The 22,016-nt window shown below is 47.4% G+C and carries 16 protein-coding genes; 5 read left to right on the top strand and 11 right to left on the bottom strand.

Translation table 11 applies throughout. The features are described from left to right. Positions 1 to 59 precede the first annotated feature (59 nt). From IE070_RS15225 to hemN, 5 genes are all read right to left on the bottom strand, one after another. On the bottom strand, positions 60 to 3,197 hold the full coding sequence (locus IE070_RS15225) for an efflux RND transporter permease subunit (protein WP_189484057.1): 3,138 nt from the start codon (positions 3,195 to 3,197) through the stop codon (positions 60 to 62). A gap of 3 nt (positions 3,198 to 3,200) precedes the next feature. After that, positions 3,201 to 4,331, bottom strand: a complete 1,131-nt coding sequence (locus IE070_RS15220; protein ID WP_189484056.1) for an efflux RND transporter periplasmic adaptor subunit — start codon at positions 4,329 to 4,331, stop codon at positions 3,201 to 3,203. 211 nt (positions 4,332 to 4,542) lie between these two features. Further along, positions 4,543 to 6,366, bottom strand: a complete 1,824-nt coding sequence (locus IE070_RS15215) for a sensor domain-containing phosphodiesterase (protein WP_229797099.1) — start codon at positions 6,364 to 6,366, stop codon at positions 4,543 to 4,545. Between the two features lie 494 nt (positions 6,367 to 6,860). Next, complete coding sequence (locus IE070_RS15210; protein WP_229797098.1) at positions 6,861 to 7,364, bottom strand: hypothetical protein; 504 nt, start codon at positions 7,362 to 7,364, stop codon at positions 6,861 to 6,863. Between the two features lie 72 nt (positions 7,365 to 7,436). Beyond that, entirely contained in the window at positions 7,437 to 8,816 is a 1,380-nt protein-coding gene (gene hemN / locus IE070_RS15205; RefSeq protein ID WP_189484054.1) for an oxygen-independent coproporphyrinogen III oxidase, read from the bottom strand. Between the two features lie 333 nt (positions 8,817 to 9,149). Here hemN and IE070_RS15200 point away from each other — a divergent pair, with 333 nt between their 5' ends. Further along, a complete protein-coding gene (locus IE070_RS15200; RefSeq protein WP_189484053.1) occupies positions 9,150 to 11,033 on the top strand; it encodes a S8 family serine peptidase in 1,884 nt (627 codons plus the stop codon). A 116-nt stretch (positions 11,034 to 11,149) separates the two neighbouring features. Here IE070_RS15200 and IE070_RS15195 read toward each other — a convergent pair whose 3' ends face one another. Continuing rightward, on the bottom strand, positions 11,150 to 13,075 hold the full coding sequence (locus tag IE070_RS15195; RefSeq protein WP_229797097.1) for an esterase/lipase family protein: 1,926 nt from the start codon (positions 13,073 to 13,075) through the stop codon (positions 11,150 to 11,152). A gap of 197 nt (positions 13,076 to 13,272) precedes the next feature. Here IE070_RS15195 and IE070_RS15190 point away from each other — a divergent pair, with 197 nt between their 5' ends. Next, positions 13,273 to 14,478 carry a GGDEF domain-containing protein gene (locus IE070_RS15190; RefSeq protein WP_189484052.1) on the top strand — a complete coding sequence of 402 codons (1,206 nt, stop codon included), beginning with the start codon at positions 13,273 to 13,275 and terminating at the stop codon, positions 14,476 to 14,478. 29 nt (positions 14,479 to 14,507) lie between these two features. Here IE070_RS15190 and IE070_RS15185 read toward each other — a convergent pair whose 3' ends face one another. From IE070_RS15185 to IE070_RS15170, 4 genes are all read right to left on the bottom strand, one after another. Next, positions 14,508 to 15,113 (bottom strand): hydrolase TatD, encoded by a 606-nt coding sequence (locus IE070_RS15185; protein ID WP_229797096.1) that lies wholly within the window; start codon positions 15,111 to 15,113, stop codon positions 14,508 to 14,510. A 92-nt stretch (positions 15,114 to 15,205) separates the two neighbouring features. After that, complete coding sequence (locus tag IE070_RS15180; protein WP_189484050.1) at positions 15,206 to 16,108, bottom strand: GNAT family N-acyltransferase; 903 nt, start codon at positions 16,106 to 16,108, stop codon at positions 15,206 to 15,208. Continuing rightward, a complete protein-coding gene (locus IE070_RS15175) occupies positions 16,068 to 17,678 on the bottom strand; it encodes an NRDE family protein (protein ID WP_189484049.1) in 1,611 nt (536 codons plus the stop codon). The genes IE070_RS15180 and IE070_RS15175 overlap by 41 nt, the downstream gene beginning before the upstream one ends. Then, positions 17,666 to 18,163: a DinB family protein gene (locus tag IE070_RS15170; RefSeq protein ID WP_189484048.1), complete on the bottom strand. Its 498-nt coding sequence runs from the start codon at positions 18,161 to 18,163 to the stop codon at positions 17,666 to 17,668. Before IE070_RS15170 ends, IE070_RS15175 begins: the two co-directional genes overlap by 13 nt. Positions 18,164 to 18,314: 151 nt before the next feature. Here IE070_RS15170 and IE070_RS15165 point away from each other — a divergent pair, with 151 nt between their 5' ends. From IE070_RS15165 to IE070_RS15155, 3 genes are all read left to right on the top strand, one after another. Then, positions 18,315 to 19,235 carry an AraC family transcriptional regulator gene (locus IE070_RS15165; RefSeq protein ID WP_189484047.1) on the top strand — a complete coding sequence of 307 codons (921 nt, stop codon included), beginning with the start codon at positions 18,315 to 18,317 and terminating at the stop codon, positions 19,233 to 19,235. 167 nt (positions 19,236 to 19,402) lie between these two features. Further along, entirely contained in the window at positions 19,403 to 19,831 is a 429-nt protein-coding gene (locus IE070_RS15160) for a thioredoxin family protein (RefSeq protein WP_189484046.1), read from the top strand. A 2-nt stretch (positions 19,832 to 19,833) separates the two neighbouring features. Continuing rightward, positions 19,834 to 20,535, top strand: coding sequence for a cytochrome c biogenesis CcdA family protein (locus IE070_RS15155; RefSeq protein ID WP_189484045.1), 702 nt, complete (start codon positions 19,834 to 19,836; stop codon positions 20,533 to 20,535). A 111-nt stretch (positions 20,536 to 20,646) separates the two neighbouring features. Here IE070_RS15155 and IE070_RS15150 read toward each other — a convergent pair whose 3' ends face one another. Beyond that, positions 20,647 to 21,459: an HDOD domain-containing protein gene (locus IE070_RS15150; RefSeq protein ID WP_189484044.1), complete on the bottom strand. Its 813-nt coding sequence runs from the start codon at positions 21,457 to 21,459 to the stop codon at positions 20,647 to 20,649. Between the last annotated feature and the right edge of the window lie 557 nt (positions 21,460 to 22,016).

Here is a 22,016-nt window from a genome sequence, read left to right as displayed (position 1 = left end):
GACTGGCAAAGGTACAAACTTTTAAGCTAGCGCAGCGCGCTAGCGGTAAATGGTGACGCTTACTCAGGCTTTTCTGAATAGCCAGGCTGCGCATTTACAGACGCAGTGGTCGCTTTAACCGCAAATACCCGCATCACCACATAGTAAAAAATAGGCACTAAAAATACCGCTAATACCGTTGCGGAAATCATGCCGCCCAACACGCCTGTACCAATAGCATTCCGGCTGGCTGACCCCGCACCTGAGCTAATCACTAACGGCAACACCCCTAACGAAAAGGCCATCGACGTCATAATGATTGGACGCAAACGTAACCGTACTGCTTCTAAAATCGCCGCGACCAACTCTTTGCCTTGTTGCTGTAAATCGCGTGCAAACTCCACAATCAAAATGGCGTTTTTCGAGGCCAAACCCATGGTTGTAAGTAAGCCCACTTGAAAGTACACATCATTACCCAAGCCGCGCATGTACGCCGCACAGAGCGCACCAAAGATCCCCAGTGGCACGACTAAAATTACCGCAAACGGCACCGACCAGCTTTCATACAGCGCTGCTAAGCATAGAAACACCACTAAAATAGATAATGCATATAAAGCGGGTGCTTGTGAGCCGGAAAGCTTTTCCTGATACGATGTACCCGTCCATTCAAAATCAATCCCTGCCGGCAATTGTGCAATTAACTGTTCCATGGTGGCCATGGCATCGCCCGAACTTACGCCAGGTGCAGGCTCCCCCTGAATTTCCATCGCGGCCACACCGTTGTATCGTTCTAAACGCTGTGGGCCAAACTGCCAATGGCTGGTGGCAAAGCTGGCAAAATTGACCATCTCGCCTTGATTGTTACGAACATACCATTTGGTTAAATCTTCCGGTGTCATCCGAAACTCGGCTTCGGCTTGTACATACACTTTTTTCACGCGACCACGATCAACAAAATCGTTAACATAAGACGAGCCCCACCCAATGGCTAAGGTTTGGTTAATTTCACTTAACGACACGCCTAAGGCTTGTGCTTTCAGTTGATCCACTTCAATTTGTAATTGCGCGGCATCTTCCATGCCGTTCGGACGCACTTGCATCAAGTTAGGCTGTTGCGCTGCCTTACCTAGCAAGGTATTACGCGCTTCCAGTAAGGCGTCGTGCCCTAAACCGGCGCGATCTTGCAAATACAGATTAAACCCGGTTGCTCGCCCTAACTCGGCAATGGGCGGCAAGTTGAAAGCAAAAATTTGCGCTTCTTTTACCGTGGAGAAAAAGCCAAAGGCGCGGCCAATAACGGCTTGTACACTATCTTCCGGCCCACGCTCAGACCAGTCTTTTAACCGCACAAAGGCTAAGCCCACATTCTGACCACGGCCTGCAAAGCTAAAACCACTGACCGTAAAAGCAGAAATAACCGCGTTGTCTTGTTGATAATGTTCAGTCACCTTAGCAAGTACCGCATCAGTACGTTCAATACTGGCACCCGTTGGCAATTGCACCATGGTTAGGAAAATGCCCTGATCTTCCTCTGGTAAAAACGAGGTTGGCAAACGAATAAACATTACGGCCATAATGGCAACAATAGCACCGTATACCAACATAGAGCGGACCGGCCGTTTTAACATGCCTGCTACGCCACGCTGATACTTCGTGTTACTACGATCAAATCCACGATTAAACCAGCCAAAAAAGCCTTTTTTCGGTTGATGACCGTGTCCTGCTTTTAACATGGTGGCACAAAGCGCCGGGGTAAAAATTAAGGCGACTAATACCGATAACGCCATGGCGGTTACGATAGTAATCGAAAATTGTTTATAAATAGCGCCGGTGGCCCCACCAAAAAAGGCCATAGGTACAAAAACGGCCGACAACACTAAACCAATCCCAACCAAAGCACCGGTGATTTGTGCCATCGATTTACGGGTTGCTTCAATGGGCGATAGCCCTTCTTCGGTCATCACCCGCTCTACGTTTTCGACTACCACAATGGCATCGTCTACCAGCAAACCAATGGCTAGCACCATACCAAACATGGTTAGGGTGTTAATGGTAAAGCCAAACGCCGCCATCACCCCAAAAGTACCCAATAACACCACTGGTACTGCTAAGGTAGGAATTAACGTGGCGCGGAAGTTTTGTAAAAACAAATACATCACTAAAAAAACCAAGATCACGGCTTCAATCAGTGTGTTCACTACCGAGCTAATCGATAATTCTACAAAGGGAGTCGTATCGTAAGGAATTTCCATTTCCAACCCTGCTGGGAAATATGCCTCTAGCTCAGCCAAACGCTGCTTCACCGCAGCAGCCGTATCCAGCGCATTGGCACCGGTGGCCATTTCTATCGCTAAGCCAGTGGCTTCTTTACCATTAAAACGGGCATTATTCGCATAGCTTTCGCCGCCCAGCTCTACCCGCGCCACATCGGCCAACCTTACCGTAGAACCATCTTGATTCACGCGTAATAAAATTTGAGCAAATTCGTCGGCACTGGTTAAACGGGTTTGCGCCAAAATTGCCGCATTAAATTGCTGACCTGGCAGCGCAGGTGTGCCGCCGAGTTGTCCTGCAGTTACCTGATTATTTTGTATGCGTATTGCGGCCGTGACATCGGCAGGCGTCATGCCAAACTGATTCAGTTTATCGGCATCTAGCCAGATCCGCATCGCATACTGACTACCAAATACCGTAACGTTACCCACCCCCGCCGTACGGCTGATCGGATCGCGAATATTCGCGACCACAAAGTCAGAAATATCATCACGCTGCATGCTGCCATCGCTGGAGATAAAGGCCGCCACCATCAGGAAAGAACCATTAGATTTAGCCACACGCACCCCTTGCTGCTGCACTTCTTGTGGCAGTAACGGCAAGGCTTGTTGCAATTTATTTTGCACCTGAACCTGTGCAATATCGGCATCGGTGCCGGTTTCAAAGGTTAAGGTTAAGCTGATGTTGCCCGAGGAATCACTTTGCGCCGACATATACATCAGGTTATCTAAGCCATTCATAGCTTGTTCAATAACCTGGGTTACTGCGTCTTCGGCCGTTTGTGCAGAAGCGCCAGGATAGGCGGCTGAAATGGTGACCGCTGGCGGCGCAATGCGCGGATATTGTTCTATTGGCAGTTGCTTAATCGAGAGTAAGCCCGCCAACATGATCACAATGGCAATTACCCAAGCAAAAATTGGCCGATTAATAAAAAAATTCGCCATAGCTTACTCCTGAACCGGGGTAGCGTTTACCTGCATACCTGGCCGCACTTTTTGTAAACCGGCAACAATCACTTGCTCGCCGGCACTTAAACCTGACTCGGCAACCCAGTATTGCTCATGAATTCGCCCCAGCGTTACCGGCCGCGATTCAACCGTACCATCAGGCGACACCACCATCACATTCGCGCCCCCTTTTGGCGTTCGAATCACTGCGGTTTGTGGCACCAATAAGGCATCAGCTTGCTGTGCTTGCGCTAAACTGGCCCGCACAAACATCCCTGGTAGTAATTCGCCCTGAGGATTAGGAAAAACGGCTCTTAACGTAATCATCCCGGTGCTGGGATCGACACTGGCTTCTGAAAATTGCAACTCTCCAGTTTGTGCATAGGCACTGCCATCATCCAAGGTCAGCGACACCGCCACAGCGTGTTGCTGCGCCTCTGGAAATTGACGGCGTAATTGCAGCAATTCACTGCCAGATTGCGTTAAATCGACATAGATGGGATCTAATTGGCGAATTGTGGCTAAAATTTCTGCCTGATTTGCCGTAAGTAATGCGCCCTCGGTGACCATCGACCGCCCAATTTGCCCAGAAATGGGGGCTTTGATTTGGGTATAGTTCACATTGATTTGTGCGGTTTGGCGTTGTGCTAAAGCGGCTTTAACATCAGCGTCGGCTTGCATGACAACCGCATTAGCGTCGTCCACATCTTGTTGGCTAACGACTTGCGTGCTGAGCAACCCTTGTAAACGCGAATGACGCAGCTTTGCATTGGCTAATGTAACCTGCGCCCGGCTCACATTTGCCTCGGCGGTGGCTAACGCCGCCTGATAAGTGGCGGGATCAATTTGATACAGCACATCTCCCGCAGCCACTTGCTGACCTTCGGTAAATAAGCGCTTTTGTAAAATGCCACTGACTTGTGGCCGAATTTCAGCTTGACGAAAATCGGTCGTTCTCCCCGGTAACGCTGACGTATACGCTACCGTGCTGGCTTGAATCTGATAGGTGCTTACCTCGGGTGTCGGTGCCACAACAGCAGCGGGTGCACTGGGTTCACTACATGCGCTTAATACTGCTAACGCGATCACGAAAATACTGCTATTACGCAGAAATAATATGCTGTTACGCATAGGTTGCCCCTGAAGAAAGATGGAAAGTTGAATAGCGAAGATTATGTTGCAGCAATATACATACATGACTGTATGTTTTCAAGCAGCGTAGCGGTAACTTGCGATTAGCCGTGCCTAAGGCACGTTAAAATAACGCACCGCTGCGCAATACATTTATAGGATTACAAGGCGAAAGAAATGAAAATTACGACAACTTTGTGGAACCAAGGGTTTATTTTACGGTAGATTTAGCCAACCACGTTTGCGCAAAATCCGCAGCACTCACGGGTTTACCAAACCAATAGCCCTGTGCACGATCACAGCCTAATTGCTGTAAATACGCAGCTTGTTCAGCCGTTTCTACCCCTTCAGCAATGGTGATCATATTTAAGCTGTTGGCCATCGCCAAAATGGTTTTTACCACCATATTATGGTGATGATCGCCAGGAATATTGCTAATAAAAGCCCGATCAATTTTTAAGGTAGTCGCCCGAAACCGCGTGAGATAGGCTAATGACGAGTAACCGGTACCAAAATCGTCTATCGCCCAACAAAACCCCATGGCTTCAAGATCAGCCATTAAACGCAGCGATTGTTCCGGATTACGCATAATGAGCGACTCGGTAAATTCCAGCTCAATCTGTTCAGGAGCAATACCACTACTACACCGAGTAAACTCACTGATCAGATGCTCGCTCTCTAACTGGCGCGCCGACACGTTAATCGATAAACGTCCTGGCAATTGCCAGCCTTGTGCTTGCCATGCGCGCAGTTGCCGACAGGCGGTTTGCATCACCCAATTACCTAGCTCCGGCATTAAACCGCGCTCTTCGGCAAGCGGAATAAACGTTGCCGGACTGATCCAGCCCCACTCAGCATCATGCCAACGACATAAAGCTTCAGCACCTGATAATACGCCACTGGCCAGTTCAAATTGGGGTTGATAATGTAAACTCAATTGCTCGGTACGCAAGGCAACAAGAAACTTTTCCAGTACCTTTTGCCGTTGATTTAAGGCTTGGCTCATAGCAGGTTCAAAAAACTTCACCTCTTGGCCACTTTGTTTTGCTTCAGCCAAGGCAATACTGGCAAAACGCAATAACTCGGCACCGTTTAATTCAGCCAAGCCAGATATAGCACAGCCTAAATTTATATCCAGCATAAAGGCTTTGCCGGCACAATGCAGGGCAGCCACAAACAGCTGTTGCACGCTATGGCATACCAGTTGTAACTCTTGCGCTGAATTAATAGGGGTAATTAAGGCAAATTCATCGGCTGAATATCGCGCGATATAACAGCTTTCAGGTAAAGCGGTGCGTAAACGTTGTGCCACGGCCTGCAATACTTCATCACCAATTTTAAAACTGAAAATATCGTTAATTTCTTTAAAACGGCAAATATCAACGAGCACGATACCTAAGGCCGACGTGACAGTACCCGTATGGGGCCAGTTTTGCAGCGTTTCTAATAAATGTGCACGGTTAGGCAGTTGCGTTACAGTGTCGCGGTATGTAAGTTTACGAATAAAGTGGGCACTTTGCGTACGTTCTAATTCTGCCCCAATTTGTGCTGCTGCTATACGTAATACCTCGCGGCCAATGTCCGGCAAATGCAGAGGCGAGGTTGTCATAATGCATAAAATGCCCAGCTTATTACCACTGCTGGTCAGAATAGGCATGCCTAAATAGCTTTCAATTCCTAAATCAATTAATAACTGATCCTCTGGAAAAGCTTGGCAAACGCCCTGCGAATATAAACAGGGATCGCGCTCGGGCACAGTTTCACAAGGCGACCCTTTTAAAGGATAGCGAATATTATCGAGTAGCTTGCCTTGTCCCCACAGGGCAAGGGTTTGTGCTTGCGCAGGATCAGAACTGGTTTCGGCAATTAAGCAGTAATCAACCGCTAAAATCTCCGCCACCCGCTGCACTAAGGAGGGTAAAAAATTCGGATAACCACTTTGCGCCAAAACATCGGCTAATTGTCGGAAAATTTCCTCAGAACTTAGCATGGCAACAGGTTTTAACATTTCCTCGGAACTTAACAGAGACGCCATAGATAAATCTGCTTAAGTAAAGGTATAAAAGCATAGTAGGCAGAGCATTAGCACATTGCAATAGTGTGCAGCAAAGAATGAGGATTAAAAGCAACAAGTACATAGCCGTACCCATTTCGGTGCAAGAATGCACCAAAAAAGGAACTAAAAAATCATTAGACATTAAATAAATAGCACAAACAATTGAATAATATGGTTTTTTACTTTTGGCATAGTAGCTGCTTTATATGGAATGCACCTAAAAAGGCAACTATCCAGGGAACGCACCCGCTGAGCGGGCAATAACAACACTTACTTTACAAAGTAAGGTTAAACACAAAACGCCAGTGTTTATAACAATATTACACTGGCGTTTTTTATTTCCGCGCGTTTCAGCTCAACGTTTACCAACACCCTAGTTTGATTTCGGTTTTATCGAAAATATCATAAAGATGCACTATGCCGTTATAAACAGCTGCCACTTAGTGGCAAAACACAGTAAAGGCCAAGACGTGTTATCCTCTGATGCTACGTAAAAAACGGTCCCGTTGTTGATCAAAGCGATCATGCTCACGCGCCGTTTTAAAGGCAAACTTATCGTACGCCTGTTCAACTTTACGTTGAAACTTGTCATGCGCTTTACGTTGATGCCCCTTAGATTTTCGAGTATCACGCTGATATTCACGCGCCAGTTTATCTAACTCGCGATCCAGTTCACGCTCATATCCCGCCAGCTTACGCTGATGATCGGCCGCTAAACGATGCAGCTGTTTACGGCTGTAAGAATCTAACCGTGGCGGGGCATGCCGTACAACATAGTGCCGGCTGTAGCCTTGATAAACTGGATCAATGCGCGATACCCGTAGTATTTCTTCAGCCGCACGGTGTAAGGTAAAGGCCACGACTTCTTTTACCACTTGCTCAGTGGGATCATAACCCCGTTGCTGTGCCGCCAAAGGCCAAGCCGGCAAAGTCATTAAAGTCGCAATTAACAGCGTTTTGTTCATACCTGTTTTCATAGCAGGCTCCATTTCTGGCTAATCTTCTGCTAATTGTGACGCTAACGGCTGAATAGCGGCTGAAGCAACTTTTTATACCACAGAAGAATACTGCAGCTGCCGTTGTACTTGCGGCAAATAAGCATCAAAACAGGCGCAGATACTGCGTACCCAAAGCCGCCCTAAGGGTGTTACCTGCAGTCGCTCGGCATAGACCTCGATCAAACCATCTTCCATAAAGGGTTGTAACTGTTGTAAGGCTGTTTCGAAATACTGCCAAAAATGCGTTAGCTGCCAGTGTTGGCTAAAGGCAGCGATATCTAAGGTAAAATGACAAATCACTTGGCTAATCAGGGCGGCACGTAAACGATCATCCCAGCTTAGCGCAAACCCACGTGCAGCAGGGAGCGTTCCTGTCGTTGTAGCAAAGGTCATATCATTATAATAGGCTGATAAGTCCTTACTGTTTTGCCACAACACGCCGTTTACTTGGCTGATACTGGATACGCCTAATCCTAGCAAGGCATCTTGGCCGGCCGTAGTATAACCTTGAAAGTTACGTTGTAATTTACCCGCTTGCTGGGCCAGGGCGAGCGCATCATGAGGTTTGGCAAAATGATCCATACCGATACACTGATACCCCGCGGCCACAAACTGTTGAATTGCCAATTGCATCAGTGCCAACTTCTCGGTGGGCTGCGGCAAACTGCTGGCCGCAAATTTACGCTGCGCCGCAAAGCGTTCAGGTAAATGTGCATAGCTAAATAACGAAATACGATCGGGGTTTAACCGAATGACCTCGGCGAGGGTTTCAGCAAAACATGTTGCGTTTTGATACGGTAAACCATAAATAAGATCTAAATTGATAGAGCGAAAGCCCAGTTCACGACACAACGCCACCTGATGGCGGATCAGTGCGGTATCTTGCACGCGGTTTATCGCAATCTGGACGGTTTCATCCAGATCCTGCACCCCAAAGCTCACGCGATTAATACCCAACTGCTTTAGATGGCGCAGCTTCTCGTCGCTGCAACTACGCGGATCGATTTCAATGCTAATCTCTGCATCAGGTAAAATGCTGAAATGCTGCCGTAACAATGCCAGCAACCGGCTTAACTGCGCTTCGGTTAAAAATGTTGGCGTACCGCCACCAAAATGCAGTTGCGAAATCACCTTATCCTGCACCAGCGGCTGGTATAGCATCATTTCTTGCGCCAGCGCGGTTAAATACTGATCGGCTTTATGCTGCTGGCGAGTCACCACTTTATTGCAACCGCAGTAATAACAAAGCTGCTGACAAAACGGTAGATGTACATACAGGCTTAGCGCGCTACTTGCACCCTGTATGGCATTAACCCGTGTACTTAGTGCAAAATCTGGCTGTAAAGCAAGCGCCGTGGGATAGGATGTATAACGCGGCCCATTCATATTGTATTTCGCCACTAAGGCGGCATCCCACAAAGGTGCTTTCATCCTTTACCCTTATCTGCATGAAGTTTAACCGACAATATAAAGGCTTGTTGGGGTGATTGCTTTGATCTGCCGCAAGCATAAAGATGCTGCATAGCGATACCAAAGCTAAATATGATCAACCAGGTTTTCAATACATTTAAAAAACGTTTTTAGTGCGTTTTTTTTACACATTTTGAGCCTTTTAGGAAAACATGATTTAACTACTTGCTTTTTATTTTTCTCCGTGCAATTACTGGTTTATTCCACATTAGGAATGCGACCAAATCACACTTTTGGTCGACGAATAAAAACATAGGCAATTATTGCCCCAGGATTATATGTAGGAACCTCGCTATGAATTCTAATAAATTGACACGCGTATCGTTAGCCACATTACTTGCTTTAGGCCTTGCTTCCCATGCAATGGCAAGTGATCGTTATGTCATCCAAGTAGAAAATGGTAATAAAGGCATTGTCAAAGCGCTTACCGTTCGTATGGGTGGGCACATTGAAATAGATTCTGATGGATTTATCGCTGCCACTTTTGATGGGAGAAACCTCGAAGAGGTTCGTGGTTTATTAAATAACCCGCACATTAAATTAATTGAAATAGATCAACGTCGTTACCCCATGTCATTATTTAAAGACGATGCGGGTAATCCCAATGCACAACAACTAAAACCCTATGCTATTTATCAATCGCAAGCAAACTTACTAACGCTACAACTAAATAATGCAAAAAAAGTGTGTGTTATTGATTCAGGCATTTCACGTGAGACGGGCGAAACAGGTGGATATAACCCCGATTTTGTCTGGTCTCGTGTTACTGGCAATAGTGATTCAGGAACGGGGGATTGGTTTCGTGATGGCGGCCCTCACGGCACACATGTCGCCGGAACTATCGCCGCAGCCGATAACACCTTTGGCGTTATTGGTATGGCGCCAGGTAACCCGCTGCATATTATAAAAGTATTTAACGATAGCGGTTGGGGCTATTCATCTAGCTTGGCCCATGCAGCTAATTTATGTGCTGCTGCAGGCGCAAAGATTATTAACATGAGCTTAGGTGGCGGTGGCGCAAACAGCACTGAAGAAAATGCTTTTAATAATTTTACTGCTAATGGCGGCTTGGTTCTTGCTGCAGCAGGTAATTCGGGCAACACTACGCGCTCATATCCTGCAGGCTATAAATCAGTCATGATGATTGGCGCAAATGATGCCAACAATCAAATCGCGTCTTTTTCTCAGTTCCCAAGCTGTACTGTTTCTTCTGGAAGAGGGAAAACCCAAACAACAGAAACACATGATGGTTTCTGTGTCGAGGCAACTGCTGGTGGAGTGGATACCCTGTCAACTTATCCCTCTGGTGGTGCGACAATGGCCAGCTTAACCATGGATAACACCGGTTATGCTGCATCGGCAATGGAAAACCAAGGTTCTGTTTCTGGTCAAACCTATTACATGGGGCTTGCAACCACGACAAATACAGCAGCAGCAGGAAAGGTGTGTACCATAGATCGCGGTCAAATTTCATTTGTGGACAAAGTTCGTAACTGTGAGCTTTCAGGTGGTATTGGTGCAATTATCATCAACAATGAGCCAGGATTACTCGCTGCAACCTTAGGAACAACTAACACGACTTCTATCCCTGCTGTTGGTGTCGCCTTGGAAGATCGTAATAGTATTATTTCAGCAGGTAGCGCCAATATTTCTGTTGGTGCGGCTGATTATGGCTATATGAGTGGAACGTCAATGGCAACACCTGCCGTAGCCGGTATTGCTGCTTTGGTTTGGTCTAATCATCCTACTTGTACCGGTACTGAGATCCGCCAAGCACTTAAAACAACAGCGCAAGATGCTGGCACGTCAGGAAAAGATGTCTATTTTGGATATGGCATCGTAAAAGCGTTAGCTGCTCATCAACAGTTATCGACCTTTGGATGTGCCGGTGACGCGGGTAATGGCGGTGGCGATAATGGAGGAGGAGATTCCAGCGGCCCTATCCTTTTAGACGCAGTTACGTATAAAGTATCCAACAGGGTTCGTGCAGATTTAAGTTGGACCGGCGCTAACAGCAACCAAGTTGATATATTCCGGAATAACAGCAGAATCGCTACCGTAAATAATACCGGCAATTATACTGACAATACTAATCTACGTGGCACGGGTACTTTAACCTACCGTATCTGTCAAACAGGTAGCAGCACCTGTTCAGACAATATTTCAGTAAATTACTAATCTTCAAGTAGAAGTACAAATTGGACTTGCTAAAAGCAAGTCCAATTTGTTTAAATCACAGGCGCTAATCACTCAGCACATTTTAGTGAATCACCTCACAACATAGACATGCTAAATTAATTTGGTAGCTCCACCAAATGCTGATGCAGAATACGTCGTATTTCTAAAATAGCGGCTGACGTTTCTTGTACACTGTGGCCCGAACGAATAATCATTTCCGATTCAGCCCCCTCCAAATGCGCACTTAAGTAAGGAACGACACCATCCGATTGTTCAGTAATGGGTAGCGCGGGTTGTTCAACACCAATAATAGAGTGGTAACGCACAGCAGGGCTAATGGGTAAATCTGCCGCCGCGATAATAAAACCATCTTTATCACTCAGATTTTCGATACTGGTAAAACGCACTACCTTGGTCGATTCGGCATCATCAGGATCGGCCAATAACTCAGCCGCTTGGGCAAAGCGCTCTAATACCGCTACGGGTAAGGTAATTAACCCCGCCAACCAACGGGCTAGGCGATTATCAGCCACACTGGTACCGCGATGTGGCGCCGCCACAAAAATAGCTCGGGTAACACCCGGCAGCGCATTAAAGGTAAGATCTTGATGAAAACGTTCGAAAAATACGGCTTTGCGCTCAACCGACATATGCCGCTGCGCTAAAATCCGCTGTAGCACCTGTTCACCCGAATTCGACACCAACAAGCGCGACAATAAGCCGCCCATACTGTGGCCAATTAATACCATATCTTGCGAAGCGGCCGCACTGCCCGCCGGGTCAAAATGCTGTAGGGCTTGATGGATGCTTTGCCGAATACTTTGTACATTTATGATCAGCGGTAAATTGGTAGGATAATATAACTGCCATACCTGATAATTTTCGCGCAGGGTATCATCGCCTAATACCTCATTCGCCGTATTGACCCACGCTTCGGGGCTGCTAGCAATGCCATGCAACATGACAATAATTTTGCGATCGGGATCGTACGGTTGCATTAAGAACAAGTGCGGCTCGGCTAAGGCATCACGGGTGCCCATTAAATTCCAAAACGCTTGGCGGGAAAAATCGGAACGGGCTAACCACAAGCCATAGCCCGCAGTAAAATTTGCGGCTAAGGGTACCGGATTGCCGGCAATCTTTACGTCGCGTTGCTGCAGAGGATCCAACACATGTAACGTTGCTTGATTCGTGCGTAATACCTCTTCTAAGGTCTCGCCACCAAAACTTAATAACGCCGTAACAACCGGTACCGGTAGCTCACTAAAGCCCTGCTCGCTTTGCCAACGTTGGCTGCTTTTTCCTATCGCGACCAATTCAGCCCCTAAACCATCGCGCCGATATTGATTACGTAATCCCCGAAAAGACCAATTATTCGCCGGCAACAATTGCTCGGGTAAACCCTGTTCTCGAAAGCGTTGATGCTGCAATAAACTGCGTAACTGCCACTTATCCGTGTGCAACACCGTGGTCGATTCAGATAGCCAACGCCGCTGCTCTTGAGCAAACAATAAGGTGGCCGCTTGCTGAACAGCAAAATTATAATAATCACGCACTTGCGTTTGCCGATCTGCAAATAAGCGCTCGTAAGGCGCTACACCAGAGTAAAACAGATAAGCATAAGCATAACGCGCACTCATCAGATAGGCATCTAACTCTGCCAATAACGCTTTTTGTCTTGGCTTGCCATACCATAAGGCTTGATGTAACCACAGCTCGGCCATGGTAGACAAACGCTGCTCGGTGGTTAATCCCATGGCAGTACTTAACATATCAGCACATTGTGAAGCTTGGCGCTGGCAGCTTTTTTCATCCAGCCCTAAAATTTGCAATACTACGCCAGTATATTGGCTAAGTTCACCCGTAGTGAGCACATCACCACGCCGCTGCTTTACGTAATCGCGACTATCTACCGTATCTACCGATACCGAAGCACACCCCGTTATTACCCCTAAAAATACCAACACTGCGCCTAGCTTCCACAGGCGATTCTGCGTCCCTAACAGGCATAAAGTAGATAAAAAGCTAACAAGTGCGTTCACGATGTTCCTGGCCAGAAAAGGCGCTGAAGATATGCTGTACTATTTTACCAGTCCCCTGCCGGATATGCATCAGCCTTTATCACGCTATCGTTATCACGCTATATTTTGCTAACCAGATACTGTTACACTAGCGCTTCCATAAGCCTTGTTGCGAAATGCCATTCTTTAACTAACTGCGCTGCCAACCTGAGGTTACATTGCCTGCTATTATCCTCTTACCTGTCGTATTGTTGTTGATTGCCTTGGGATTTTATCCGCATTTGGCCGTATTTACGTTATTACCTTTTCCCGGCACCGCCTACCTAGCACTAGCAACGGTATTAGGGTTGGCTTTATTAATGCGACAAACAGAATGGGTGTATTGGATCGTTCTCTTAGCCAGCCATTTCGCGGTGTTACATTATCAATCTAGCCGCGTACTCATAGCCGATAGCCCTATAAATTATCTTACGGTACTGCCACTGCTCAGTGCGAGCATGATGCTCGCACTGGCCCTGCTACCCAAACCACTTATGACTAAACCGGCCGGACTATTACTGTTATTAAGCGGCCCCGCACTCTTGTTGCTAAGCTTGGTATTGCCACTAAGCACATGGCTTACTGCCGCGCAATTGCCGCCCATCGTGTTTAATACCCTACCCGGTAGCCAGCACTTTACGTGGTTACATGCGTGGTTTTGCACCATTATTGCGGGACTTTGGTTAATCAGCATTAATTTAGCCCCCAGGCATCCGGCGCAATGGGGCCAATTTGCCGTCTGGCTTGCCACCTTAGTAAGTATTCAATATAGCCACAATCTGGCATTGGCTGGCTGGGCAATAATTGCCGCTACCTTGGCCATATTATTGACACTTGCCTTACAAATGCTGCATTTAGCCTATATAGACGAGCTAACGCAATTGCCGCAACGCCGCGCGCTTATGTCACATTTAAACCGTTTAGGCCGCCGCAGCGCAGTATGTATGCTGGATGTTGATCACTTTAAAAAGTTTAACGACACCTATGGCCATGATGTGGGGGACCAGGTACTAAAACTGTTGGGATCGCTGTTAAGCCAAATAAAAGGACTCACCGCCTATCGTTACGGTGGAGAAGAGTTTACGCTGGTGTTTAACCACAACGATGTTGAACGCTTAGAAGAAAAACTCGAAGAGGTACGGCTGGCGGTAGCAGAATACCCGCTGGTGATCCGCAAACCTAATCGCCCCAGCCAAGCGGATAACGGTAAACAACAACGTGGCCGCAGCGCGGGTGAAAAAACCGTGACCGTTACCATTAGCTTAGGCTGTTGTATCAAACAGAAAACCGAAGCACCAATGGCCCTACTAAAACGGGCCGATGAAGCCTTATACGCCGCGAAAAAAGCCGGGCGTAATATCGCAGTGTTAAACACTGCACAGTAAAAAGCTCCGAGCACCTATCTCCTGTAGCACTAAATATCCTTTATTAACAACTCACGCGCGCCAAGCTCGCGCGCTAACGCGCGTATGGCCGCAATTTCTTTTACTGGCGCATTAGCAAAACAACTGACATATAAACCTGCATCTGCTGCGGTATGAATAAACTGGCATACCTCGGCAAAACCATACTGCAAAGGCTGCACGGCGTGTTGATACGCAGGGGGAGTGGCAGCGGGTAAAAATACCTCAAGCCGCTCTACTTCGAGCGCTAGCAACTGCTGGCACAACGTTTCAGCCTCAGCCGCAGACACTAAACCATAGGTCACCAAGGTCACTGGCACGCCATGGCGCTGGGCTTTAAACGCAGGTAACACCTCACTCAAAGTCTCTAAATGCAATAAAGGATCACCATAACCTGCAAAGGCGATGCCTTGTAACTCAAATTCGGTAGAGGCTTGCTGCTCGTAACCGTCTTGATAGGCTTGCTCAATAGCGGTTAACAGCTCGGCCGCCGTGGGATTTTGGGCCAAAGCGTTTGCCAGTTCTGGCTGCCCCGCTAACACTAATAACGATTGAGCAGCAGGTAAGGTATTACCTAATTGCAGTGTTAAGCGATGTTGCTGAACGTAACTGATCATGTACATAGTTCCTGAATGCGACTCAACAATAAACGCAGTCTCAGTGCTAACGCGGGCCTTGTCAATGCGAGCGGAATAAATCGATCACGATGTTAAAGATGACACTCCAGAAAACGTTGCCGAAAGCTGCTACTTAACGCCGCCAAGGGCACTATGATGCTTTGTTCATAAGCACCGCCAAAGTCATGATCCAACGCGACATCATCAAACCAGATCGCATTCCCCACACTGAGATAAGACTGCAACACGGGGGGAATACGGCACGCCAAAGGTTTAAGCAGATCCTGTAAATGTTTAACCCGTTGTTCGGCACTGGCTTGCCGCAATGTTGCATCAACCGCTAACATCGCTGCCTTGTAACACAGTTCAGGCTTGGCTTGTAGCATCGGTGAGGGAGACGGATACAGCTGCTGACAATACTGCACGATCAACTGCATAGCGGCCTGGCCAAGTTGTGGATAAAGCGTAACATTGCCAAAAAAGTATTGCAGCTGCGGGTGGCGAACTAACAACGCCCCTAGGCCAAGCCAGAGCGCAAAAAAACCTAAGGTGCTAGCTTTCGCGGCGGGGTTAACCACCGAGCGCCCCAGCTCGATGGCATAAGGCAATACCTGCTCGGTAAACGCCTTGCTATAGGTAAATAACTGACTGGTTCGCAAAATGTGCTGGCCATGCTGGGCCGCCAGCCAACCTAATTGATAACGGTACAAGGCTACCAGCTGCAAACGCTGTGGGTCCCATACAACCAGTTGCTGATAAGCCGGTTCAGCATAATCGAGTGCGTCTAAATCGCGCGGTAAATTGCGCCCTGCCCCCGCCTGCCGAAACACCGCCTCACGGATCAAACCAATTTGCTGCATAGTGTGGGGGATCTGCTGGGCATCAGCGCTAAAAATCTGTAACCCCCGAAACTGCGCCAGTGGCGTTAACTGCTGTAACTCCGCTTGGATATGCTCAGCGGGTACGTCGACTGCAAGAGGTATAGCCTGCGGCATCTTGCTGCTCCTTATAAATAACAGGCAATTGCATACCGCGTTGTTTTAAACGCTGTGCACGTTGCCAATCTGAGTCTGCCAAAGCTTCCAGTTCTATTGGATGCATTGGAATATCGACAAAAATTCTAGGCTGCTTGACTGCAGGCTTCAGCATTTCGCGGCTAAGTAAAAACATTTCAAGATTAGTGGTGATATGTAGCGCATTACGCAGCGTGGCTATAGCGTAAAATAAGCGCGAATTATGGCTATCGATATGCAGCAAAGTCAGAGTGCGCTGTGCGCGTAGACTAAGCGTTACCGCCAATTTGGCCCAGATCCCATCATCAATCTGCTGCTGTGCATTTCGCCGCCCGGTTCTCCCCGCAGGGAAAATTAATAACGGGCAGTTAGACGCAAAAGCGGTCGTTAATTGCGGTATTGCCGCGGCAGGCTTGGCAAACACTGGTACTGGCAGAATAAAAGAGGCCAATGGCGCAACAACCTGCAGCACATTATTGGCGATCACTTGCAGATCAGGATAACGCTTTTGCAACAGTGCAATAAGCAATAAACCATCCAGCCCACCGGTTGGATGGTTACAAACAAACACCGGACGGCTATGTGCTGCAGGCCAACGGCAAGCAATAACCTGCGGTATTACGCCTAAATACTGCAAAGCCCCATCACAAAAATGCTGATCTGGCTGCTGACTCAGCTGCCGCAATGCCTGGTTAAGTTGTCGCTCGGCCAAGCAGTGCTGCAAACAGCGCATTTGCCATATTGGTAACTTGGCCGCCACTTGGGGTAAGGTTTTTGCCAGTACAGCAGGTAACGCCAGCGGCTGAAACCCACTATAACGTGGCGGGCATGTTTGCGACCAGGACAGAGCCACTTCGCACGTGGCTTGCTGGCTTTGCTGCCGGGGATGCCCAGCCCAATATTTCAAGGAAGCGCCCTGTGCATGCAAATGGACATAGCTGGTGCTAACGGTCTGGGTGCTTGCCCGCTGCATAGCAATACCGATAAAACTATTTATCGGCTTAGCGGTACGCTGTATCTCCAACAGCTGTGCAGCCGTGGTGGCAGGCGATACCTTGGCGCGCCAATACCAGCGCCGTAAGGCAGGTATTAGCCTAGGCCAACGACCAGAACTCGACACAGGTGAACATACCGCAAAATACTGTTTTAATTGCTGCCCATCCCAATGCCATTGCTCAGGCTCTTGCCAATTAGCAAATAACAGCAGGTTAAAAGGGGCATAGCCCTGCAGTTTATCTTGCTGCATTATGGCATCTTGCTGTTGGCGGTTGGCGCAATGCGCCAATTGCTTAACCAGTAAACCACGGCTTCTGCCCCCTGCCGCAGGCTTGCTCTTTAACGACGCATAGTCATTTAACAAACACCACACTTGCCCGCGTTCATTCACTGCCAGCCAAGTACCACCACCTTGCGGATCTATCGGCATCATGGCCGCAATGCCGCGCTCGGTCACCGTCTGTGGCAATAACGCTATTGGCCGAGTGACTTGCTCGTCACGGTTAAACACTAAATGCAAACCGTCGGCTTGATACTGCCAACTTAAGGTGCACATGGCTGAAGATACGCTAAGGTAGAACTATGCATACCTGCCGTCTCAGGCAAGAGATAACCCAACTGCTGTAACAAGATGTTTAATAACGCCAGATGATGCACTGTATGGCTGGCAACAAAATCCAGTTCACGCAATAAACTGGTTGTTCCCTCGCCTTCCGCACACTGATAGCGCAAATGAGGGTTAGTATTTAGCTGCGCTAAGCGTTCCAGCCAATCCAGCTGCTGCTGTAGCAAGCCCAGCGCCGCCAAGGGGTTAGTTTCCACTAGCCTGTCGCGTTGCCGCTGCCGATAATCGACTTCCCCAGTAGTTACCGCCTGTTGTAATTGCGCATAATGCCCAAGTACATGCCGAATATGCTTACCAATAGTTGGCGCACCTGCAAGAGGAAACGCCTGTTGGTAATCAACCGTGTTTACCTGCTGCAAAATAGTGTCTATAAAGGCTAATTGCAGGCGATTTTCCACCAGAATTGGCTTTAGCATGTTTTAACCCTTGTTAAGCGAGAGCAATTGCTGCAAAGATAGACGATGCAAGTGACAATACGTACTTTTGGCAACTGATACTTTGCAACGCCTTTGATAAACTTTAGACTAACTTATTGAATAAGTGTACAAAGCTGGAAAATAACCCACAATGACCAAAACAACGCCCTTATCAACCGAAACACCGGAAGCCTTAGATCAGCTTTTAGCCCAGCTGGCATTTGGATCGGCGTTGCATTTTGAATCAGGTTTTTGTGATAACTGGAACTTGCTAAGTGATAAATCTGATAAGGCGGCTTTACATATTGTGACGCAAGGCAGTTTATGGATGGCGATCCCCGGACGCCTGTCTGAACAGATACAACTGCATGCCGGTGATGCGATTTTTTTTAGCCATGGTTTACGCCATTGGCTCAGCGACCAACCGGTTACCGCGCAAAGCACGCCGGTAACATTGCAAAACTTCTGCGTGCCTGAACATATTGAACGCGGCTTGGTTTGCTACGACATTGCCATTCACTCCCCGCTCACAGCAAACGTCTTGCAAATTATGCCCGACTATATTCACTTGCCAGCAAACCAGCAATCGGGGCGTTTAGCACCACTAGTCGCATTGATCCAAGAAGAAGCCGCGCTGCGCCAGCCGGGTTACCAAGCGGCAATTAGCCGCTTAAGTGATGTCGTTGTGCTGCATTTATTGCGTCAGGTGCTAACCGATGAACAGATCAGCCAAGGGCTATTGGCAGCATTACAAGATACAGCATTAAGACGTGTAGTGTTGGCCGTAATGGATAAACCAGAAGCCAATTGGACAGTAGACAATATGGCCGAGCTGGCCTATTTATCAAAAAGCGCTTTTGCCGAGCGCTGCCATAAAATTATGGGGATGACGGCTAAATCATTATTAGACCAGTTGCGCCTGCAAAAAAGCCGCTACTTGCTGATCCATACCGAGCACAGTTTAGATCATATTGCCGACGCTGTGGGTTATCAGTCGGCTACCGCCTTTATCCGTTTTTTTAAACAACAATTAGGGCTTTCGCCTGGCGAATATCGCAGCAGCCAAAGCTAAGCTGGCGCTCGCACTGACCCGCGGATATCACTGTAAAAAATCTTACTGCTTAAAATCACCCTTAACCTAACACCGGTGTTTTGGTTGATAGCGCCGTTGTTCTGGCTGATGCCCTGTTTACCCCCTCGTTTTAGACTGAACTCGTTTTATTAACTAACGAGGTTCACATGAAAACACTACTGACTGCTACCTTTGCTGTACTGGCCATTATCGGCGCGATTTTCTTCTTTAACCCAGCGACCGCTGCAACTGAGCATTTGGCTAAGCATAAACAGCCCTTTACAGAAGAAGTATTCCGCCAAGCACAAGCTGAGGGCAAGCTGATTCTGATTGATGTCTACGCGCCATGGTGCCCGACCTGCCGCAAGCAACATAACGTATTAAATGATTACCTTGCCGCTAACCCGCAAAGCGAACTACTGGTGCTAGAAGTGGATTTTGACAACCAAAAAGACTGGGTAACCTATTTTAAAGCACCGCGGCAATCTACCTTAGTGCTATACCGTGGTGAAGAGCAACTGTGGTTAACCGTAGCGCAAACCAAAGAAAAAGTTGTATTCGCAGCAATAGCTGAACATGACAAGAAAGCGGATTAACGATGGAATTTACCGCTATCCCCTTAGCACTGTTAGCAGGCTTACTTAGCCTGCTATCACCCTGTGTGCTACCGATGATCCCTGCGGTTACCGCTTCGGCAATGCGCGCCTCGCGCACCGGCGTATGGTTTTTAGCGGCAGGCTTGGCATTAACCTTTGCTATAGGCGGCTCTTTACTGACCTATCTCTTACTCAGCGCCGGTTTAGGGCCAGAGATTATGCGCACCTTTGCGGCATATTTTATGTTAGCCATGGGGTTGGTTTTGAGTATTGATTGGTTAAATCAGCAGTTTTCGATGTTGCTATCACGCTTAACCAGTCGCTTACCTTCTGGCGGGCAAGTGACCGAAAATACTGATCATCCGGCATTTCAATTTGTAGTAGGAGGCTCGCTGGGGCTGGTATGGCTACCCTGCGTTGGCCCAACCTTGGGCGCTGCCATTGCCTTAGCCTCGACTGGGCAAAGCATGCTGATGTCATTTACCGTTATGTTAGCTTTTGGCCTAGGCACCGCTTTACCGTTAGTCGCCATTGGTTATGCGGCAGGGATAAAACTATCGAAACTGCGCACCTCAGGTAAATTTGGCCGCAAACTGCTTGGCTATGCTTTGTTGTTAATTGCGCTGATGATTTTTAGCGGTTTTGACAAAGTGTTAGAGCTATGGGCTATTGAGTTTTTACCGGATTGGGTAAGCAGTATTTAATCACTCTAGCTAAGTAGCAACATTGTTGCTACTGCTCAATGGTCTGGTATGTCAACTTCAACACAAAGGCTTTCTTATGAAAACCTTTGTTGAAGTTGATCTAATCAGTGTTTAGCTCAATAAATCTGCAATATCACTATCTAAATCAGGCATTTGTGCAATGTGCTTGTACACATCTTCTAACTTTAAATGCAGCGCATGCGCCAATTTTGCTGGAAACAATTCAAAACGTTCTTCTTTAACGTCATTTTCATGCTCCAACAAATAGCGGCTTAACATTAATAGCGAAGCGTAGGGATCTAATTTACCCCCGTATACGGGGGTATATTGATGCTCAATGGCCAAGGCAATCTCTTCTGGAAAATTCCAAAAGCGCGCCAGCTCAGCGCCAGATTGCGTAAAGTCGAACCCCACATGGCGTATTTCTGTTTCGCGGCGTCTATTTCCCATTGCCACTTCTTTATCAATTTGTACAGCAATCTCCGGTTTAACTACATGCAGTAAATACTCGCCAATACCGTGTAATAAACCACAGGTATAAGCGGTTTCGGGATCCACTTTTAACAGCTTAGCCATATATTTGCTGCGGCTCGCCATTTTAAACGAGTAATGCCAATAGGCGGTTAAATCAAAACCGGGTAACGGTTTAAAACTGTTGGCCAAGCTAATCGATAACACCAGAGTACGGAGTGTATCAGTACCCAGTACCAGAACAGCTTCTTTTACCGATGCCACTTTACGATGGCCGCCGTATTTTGCCGAATTAGCCAGACGCAGTACTTTTGCAGTAATAGCCTGGTCATTCGATAATAACGTTGCAATACGCTCGCCACTCACCGAGTTACTGTTAAAGCTGGCAATCAGCTCTTGCATAACTTTGGGAACTGAGGGCAGGTTTGTTGCTTTTTCAATCAGTGCGCGCATAACTCAATCCTTCGTTTTTATTGTTGTAATTTCAGCATAATCTAATTACATAATTTAAGGCAGGCCTAATGTCGGCTAAACATAAATTTTTTTAACGCCTGAGCGGCTTACTCCAATTTGTTAACTGGCAACCATCTATTAAAATGGCATTAATAGGCGTTACCTAAACACGGTAAACTGATCCTTGCTTGGCAATACACAATACTACTGGCCCGATCTCACCTTGAAAGAACCCATTTACACTTAGAGCGCAGGCTGTGTAAAAACTCAATATTTCCTGACTTTTGATCAGGTCAATCCCGAGCATCGGTAAAATTCTGCTGTATCAAGCTAACTAAGAGCAATTTTGACTTTTAACGTGTTTGATTTGAGGGAATCGACATAATTAAGTGGTTTTTGTAACTGGCTAGACGTTAAACGCAATACAACCTGTCTATTGATAAAGCTCCTTGAACTTCATTTGTAACCCCGCAACACCCCAAATCGATATAATCCGTTTCAGGTTGTATGCCAAGATGTGTAAGCTGATTTCAGTACTGACATTTGTAAATCGCCGC

Origin of the sequence: Alishewanella tabrizica, from assembly GCF_014652375.1 — a bacterium.
GTDB classification, from domain to species: domain Bacteria; phylum Pseudomonadota; class Gammaproteobacteria; order Enterobacterales; family Alteromonadaceae; genus Alishewanella; species Alishewanella tabrizica.
The sequence above is the reverse complement of the archived record's forward strand: the minus strand, read 5'-3'. Positions and strand labels throughout refer to the sequence as shown.

Excerpts from the sequence above, each read along its gene's own strand:
- IE070_RS15215 (WP_229797099.1), bottom strand. The coding sequence starts at position 6,366 with ATGGCGTCTCTGTTAAGTTCCGAGGAAATGTTAAAACCTGTTGCCATG.
- IE070_RS15165 (WP_189484047.1), top strand. The coding sequence starts at position 18,315 with ATGACCAAAACAACGCCCTTATCAACCGAAACACCGGAAGCCTTAGAT.
- IE070_RS15225 (WP_189484057.1), bottom strand. The coding sequence starts at position 3,197 with ATGGCGAATTTTTTTATTAATCGGCCAATTTTTGCTTGGGTAATTGCC.
- IE070_RS15220 (WP_189484056.1), bottom strand. The coding sequence starts at position 4,331 with ATGCGTAACAGCATATTATTTCTGCGTAATAGCAGTATTTTCGTGATC.
- IE070_RS15155 (WP_189484045.1), top strand. The coding sequence starts at position 19,834 with ATGGAATTTACCGCTATCCCCTTAGCACTGTTAGCAGGCTTACTTAGC.
- hemN (WP_189484054.1), bottom strand. The coding sequence starts at position 8,816 with ATGAAAGCACCTTTGTGGGATGCCGCCTTAGTGGCGAAATACAATATG.
- IE070_RS15185 (WP_229797096.1), bottom strand. The coding sequence starts at position 15,113 with ATGATCAGTTACGTTCAGCAACATCGCTTAACACTGCAATTAGGTAAT.
- IE070_RS15180 (WP_189484050.1), bottom strand. The coding sequence starts at position 16,108 with ATGCCGCAGGCTATACCTCTTGCAGTCGACGTACCCGCTGAGCATATC.
- IE070_RS15175 (WP_189484049.1), bottom strand. The coding sequence starts at position 17,678 with ATGTGCACCTTAAGTTGGCAGTATCAAGCCGACGGTTTGCATTTAGTG.
- IE070_RS15210 (WP_229797098.1), bottom strand. The coding sequence starts at position 7,364 with ATGAAAACAGGTATGAACAAAACGCTGTTAATTGCGACTTTAATGACT.
- IE070_RS15160 (WP_189484046.1), top strand. The coding sequence starts at position 19,403 with ATGAAAACACTACTGACTGCTACCTTTGCTGTACTGGCCATTATCGGC.
- IE070_RS15150 (WP_189484044.1), bottom strand. The coding sequence starts at position 21,459 with ATGCGCGCACTGATTGAAAAAGCAACAAACCTGCCCTCAGTTCCCAAA.
- IE070_RS15200 (WP_189484053.1), top strand. The coding sequence starts at position 9,150 with ATGAATTCTAATAAATTGACACGCGTATCGTTAGCCACATTACTTGCT.
- IE070_RS15170 (WP_189484048.1), bottom strand. The coding sequence starts at position 18,163 with ATGCTAAAGCCAATTCTGGTGGAAAATCGCCTGCAATTAGCCTTTATA.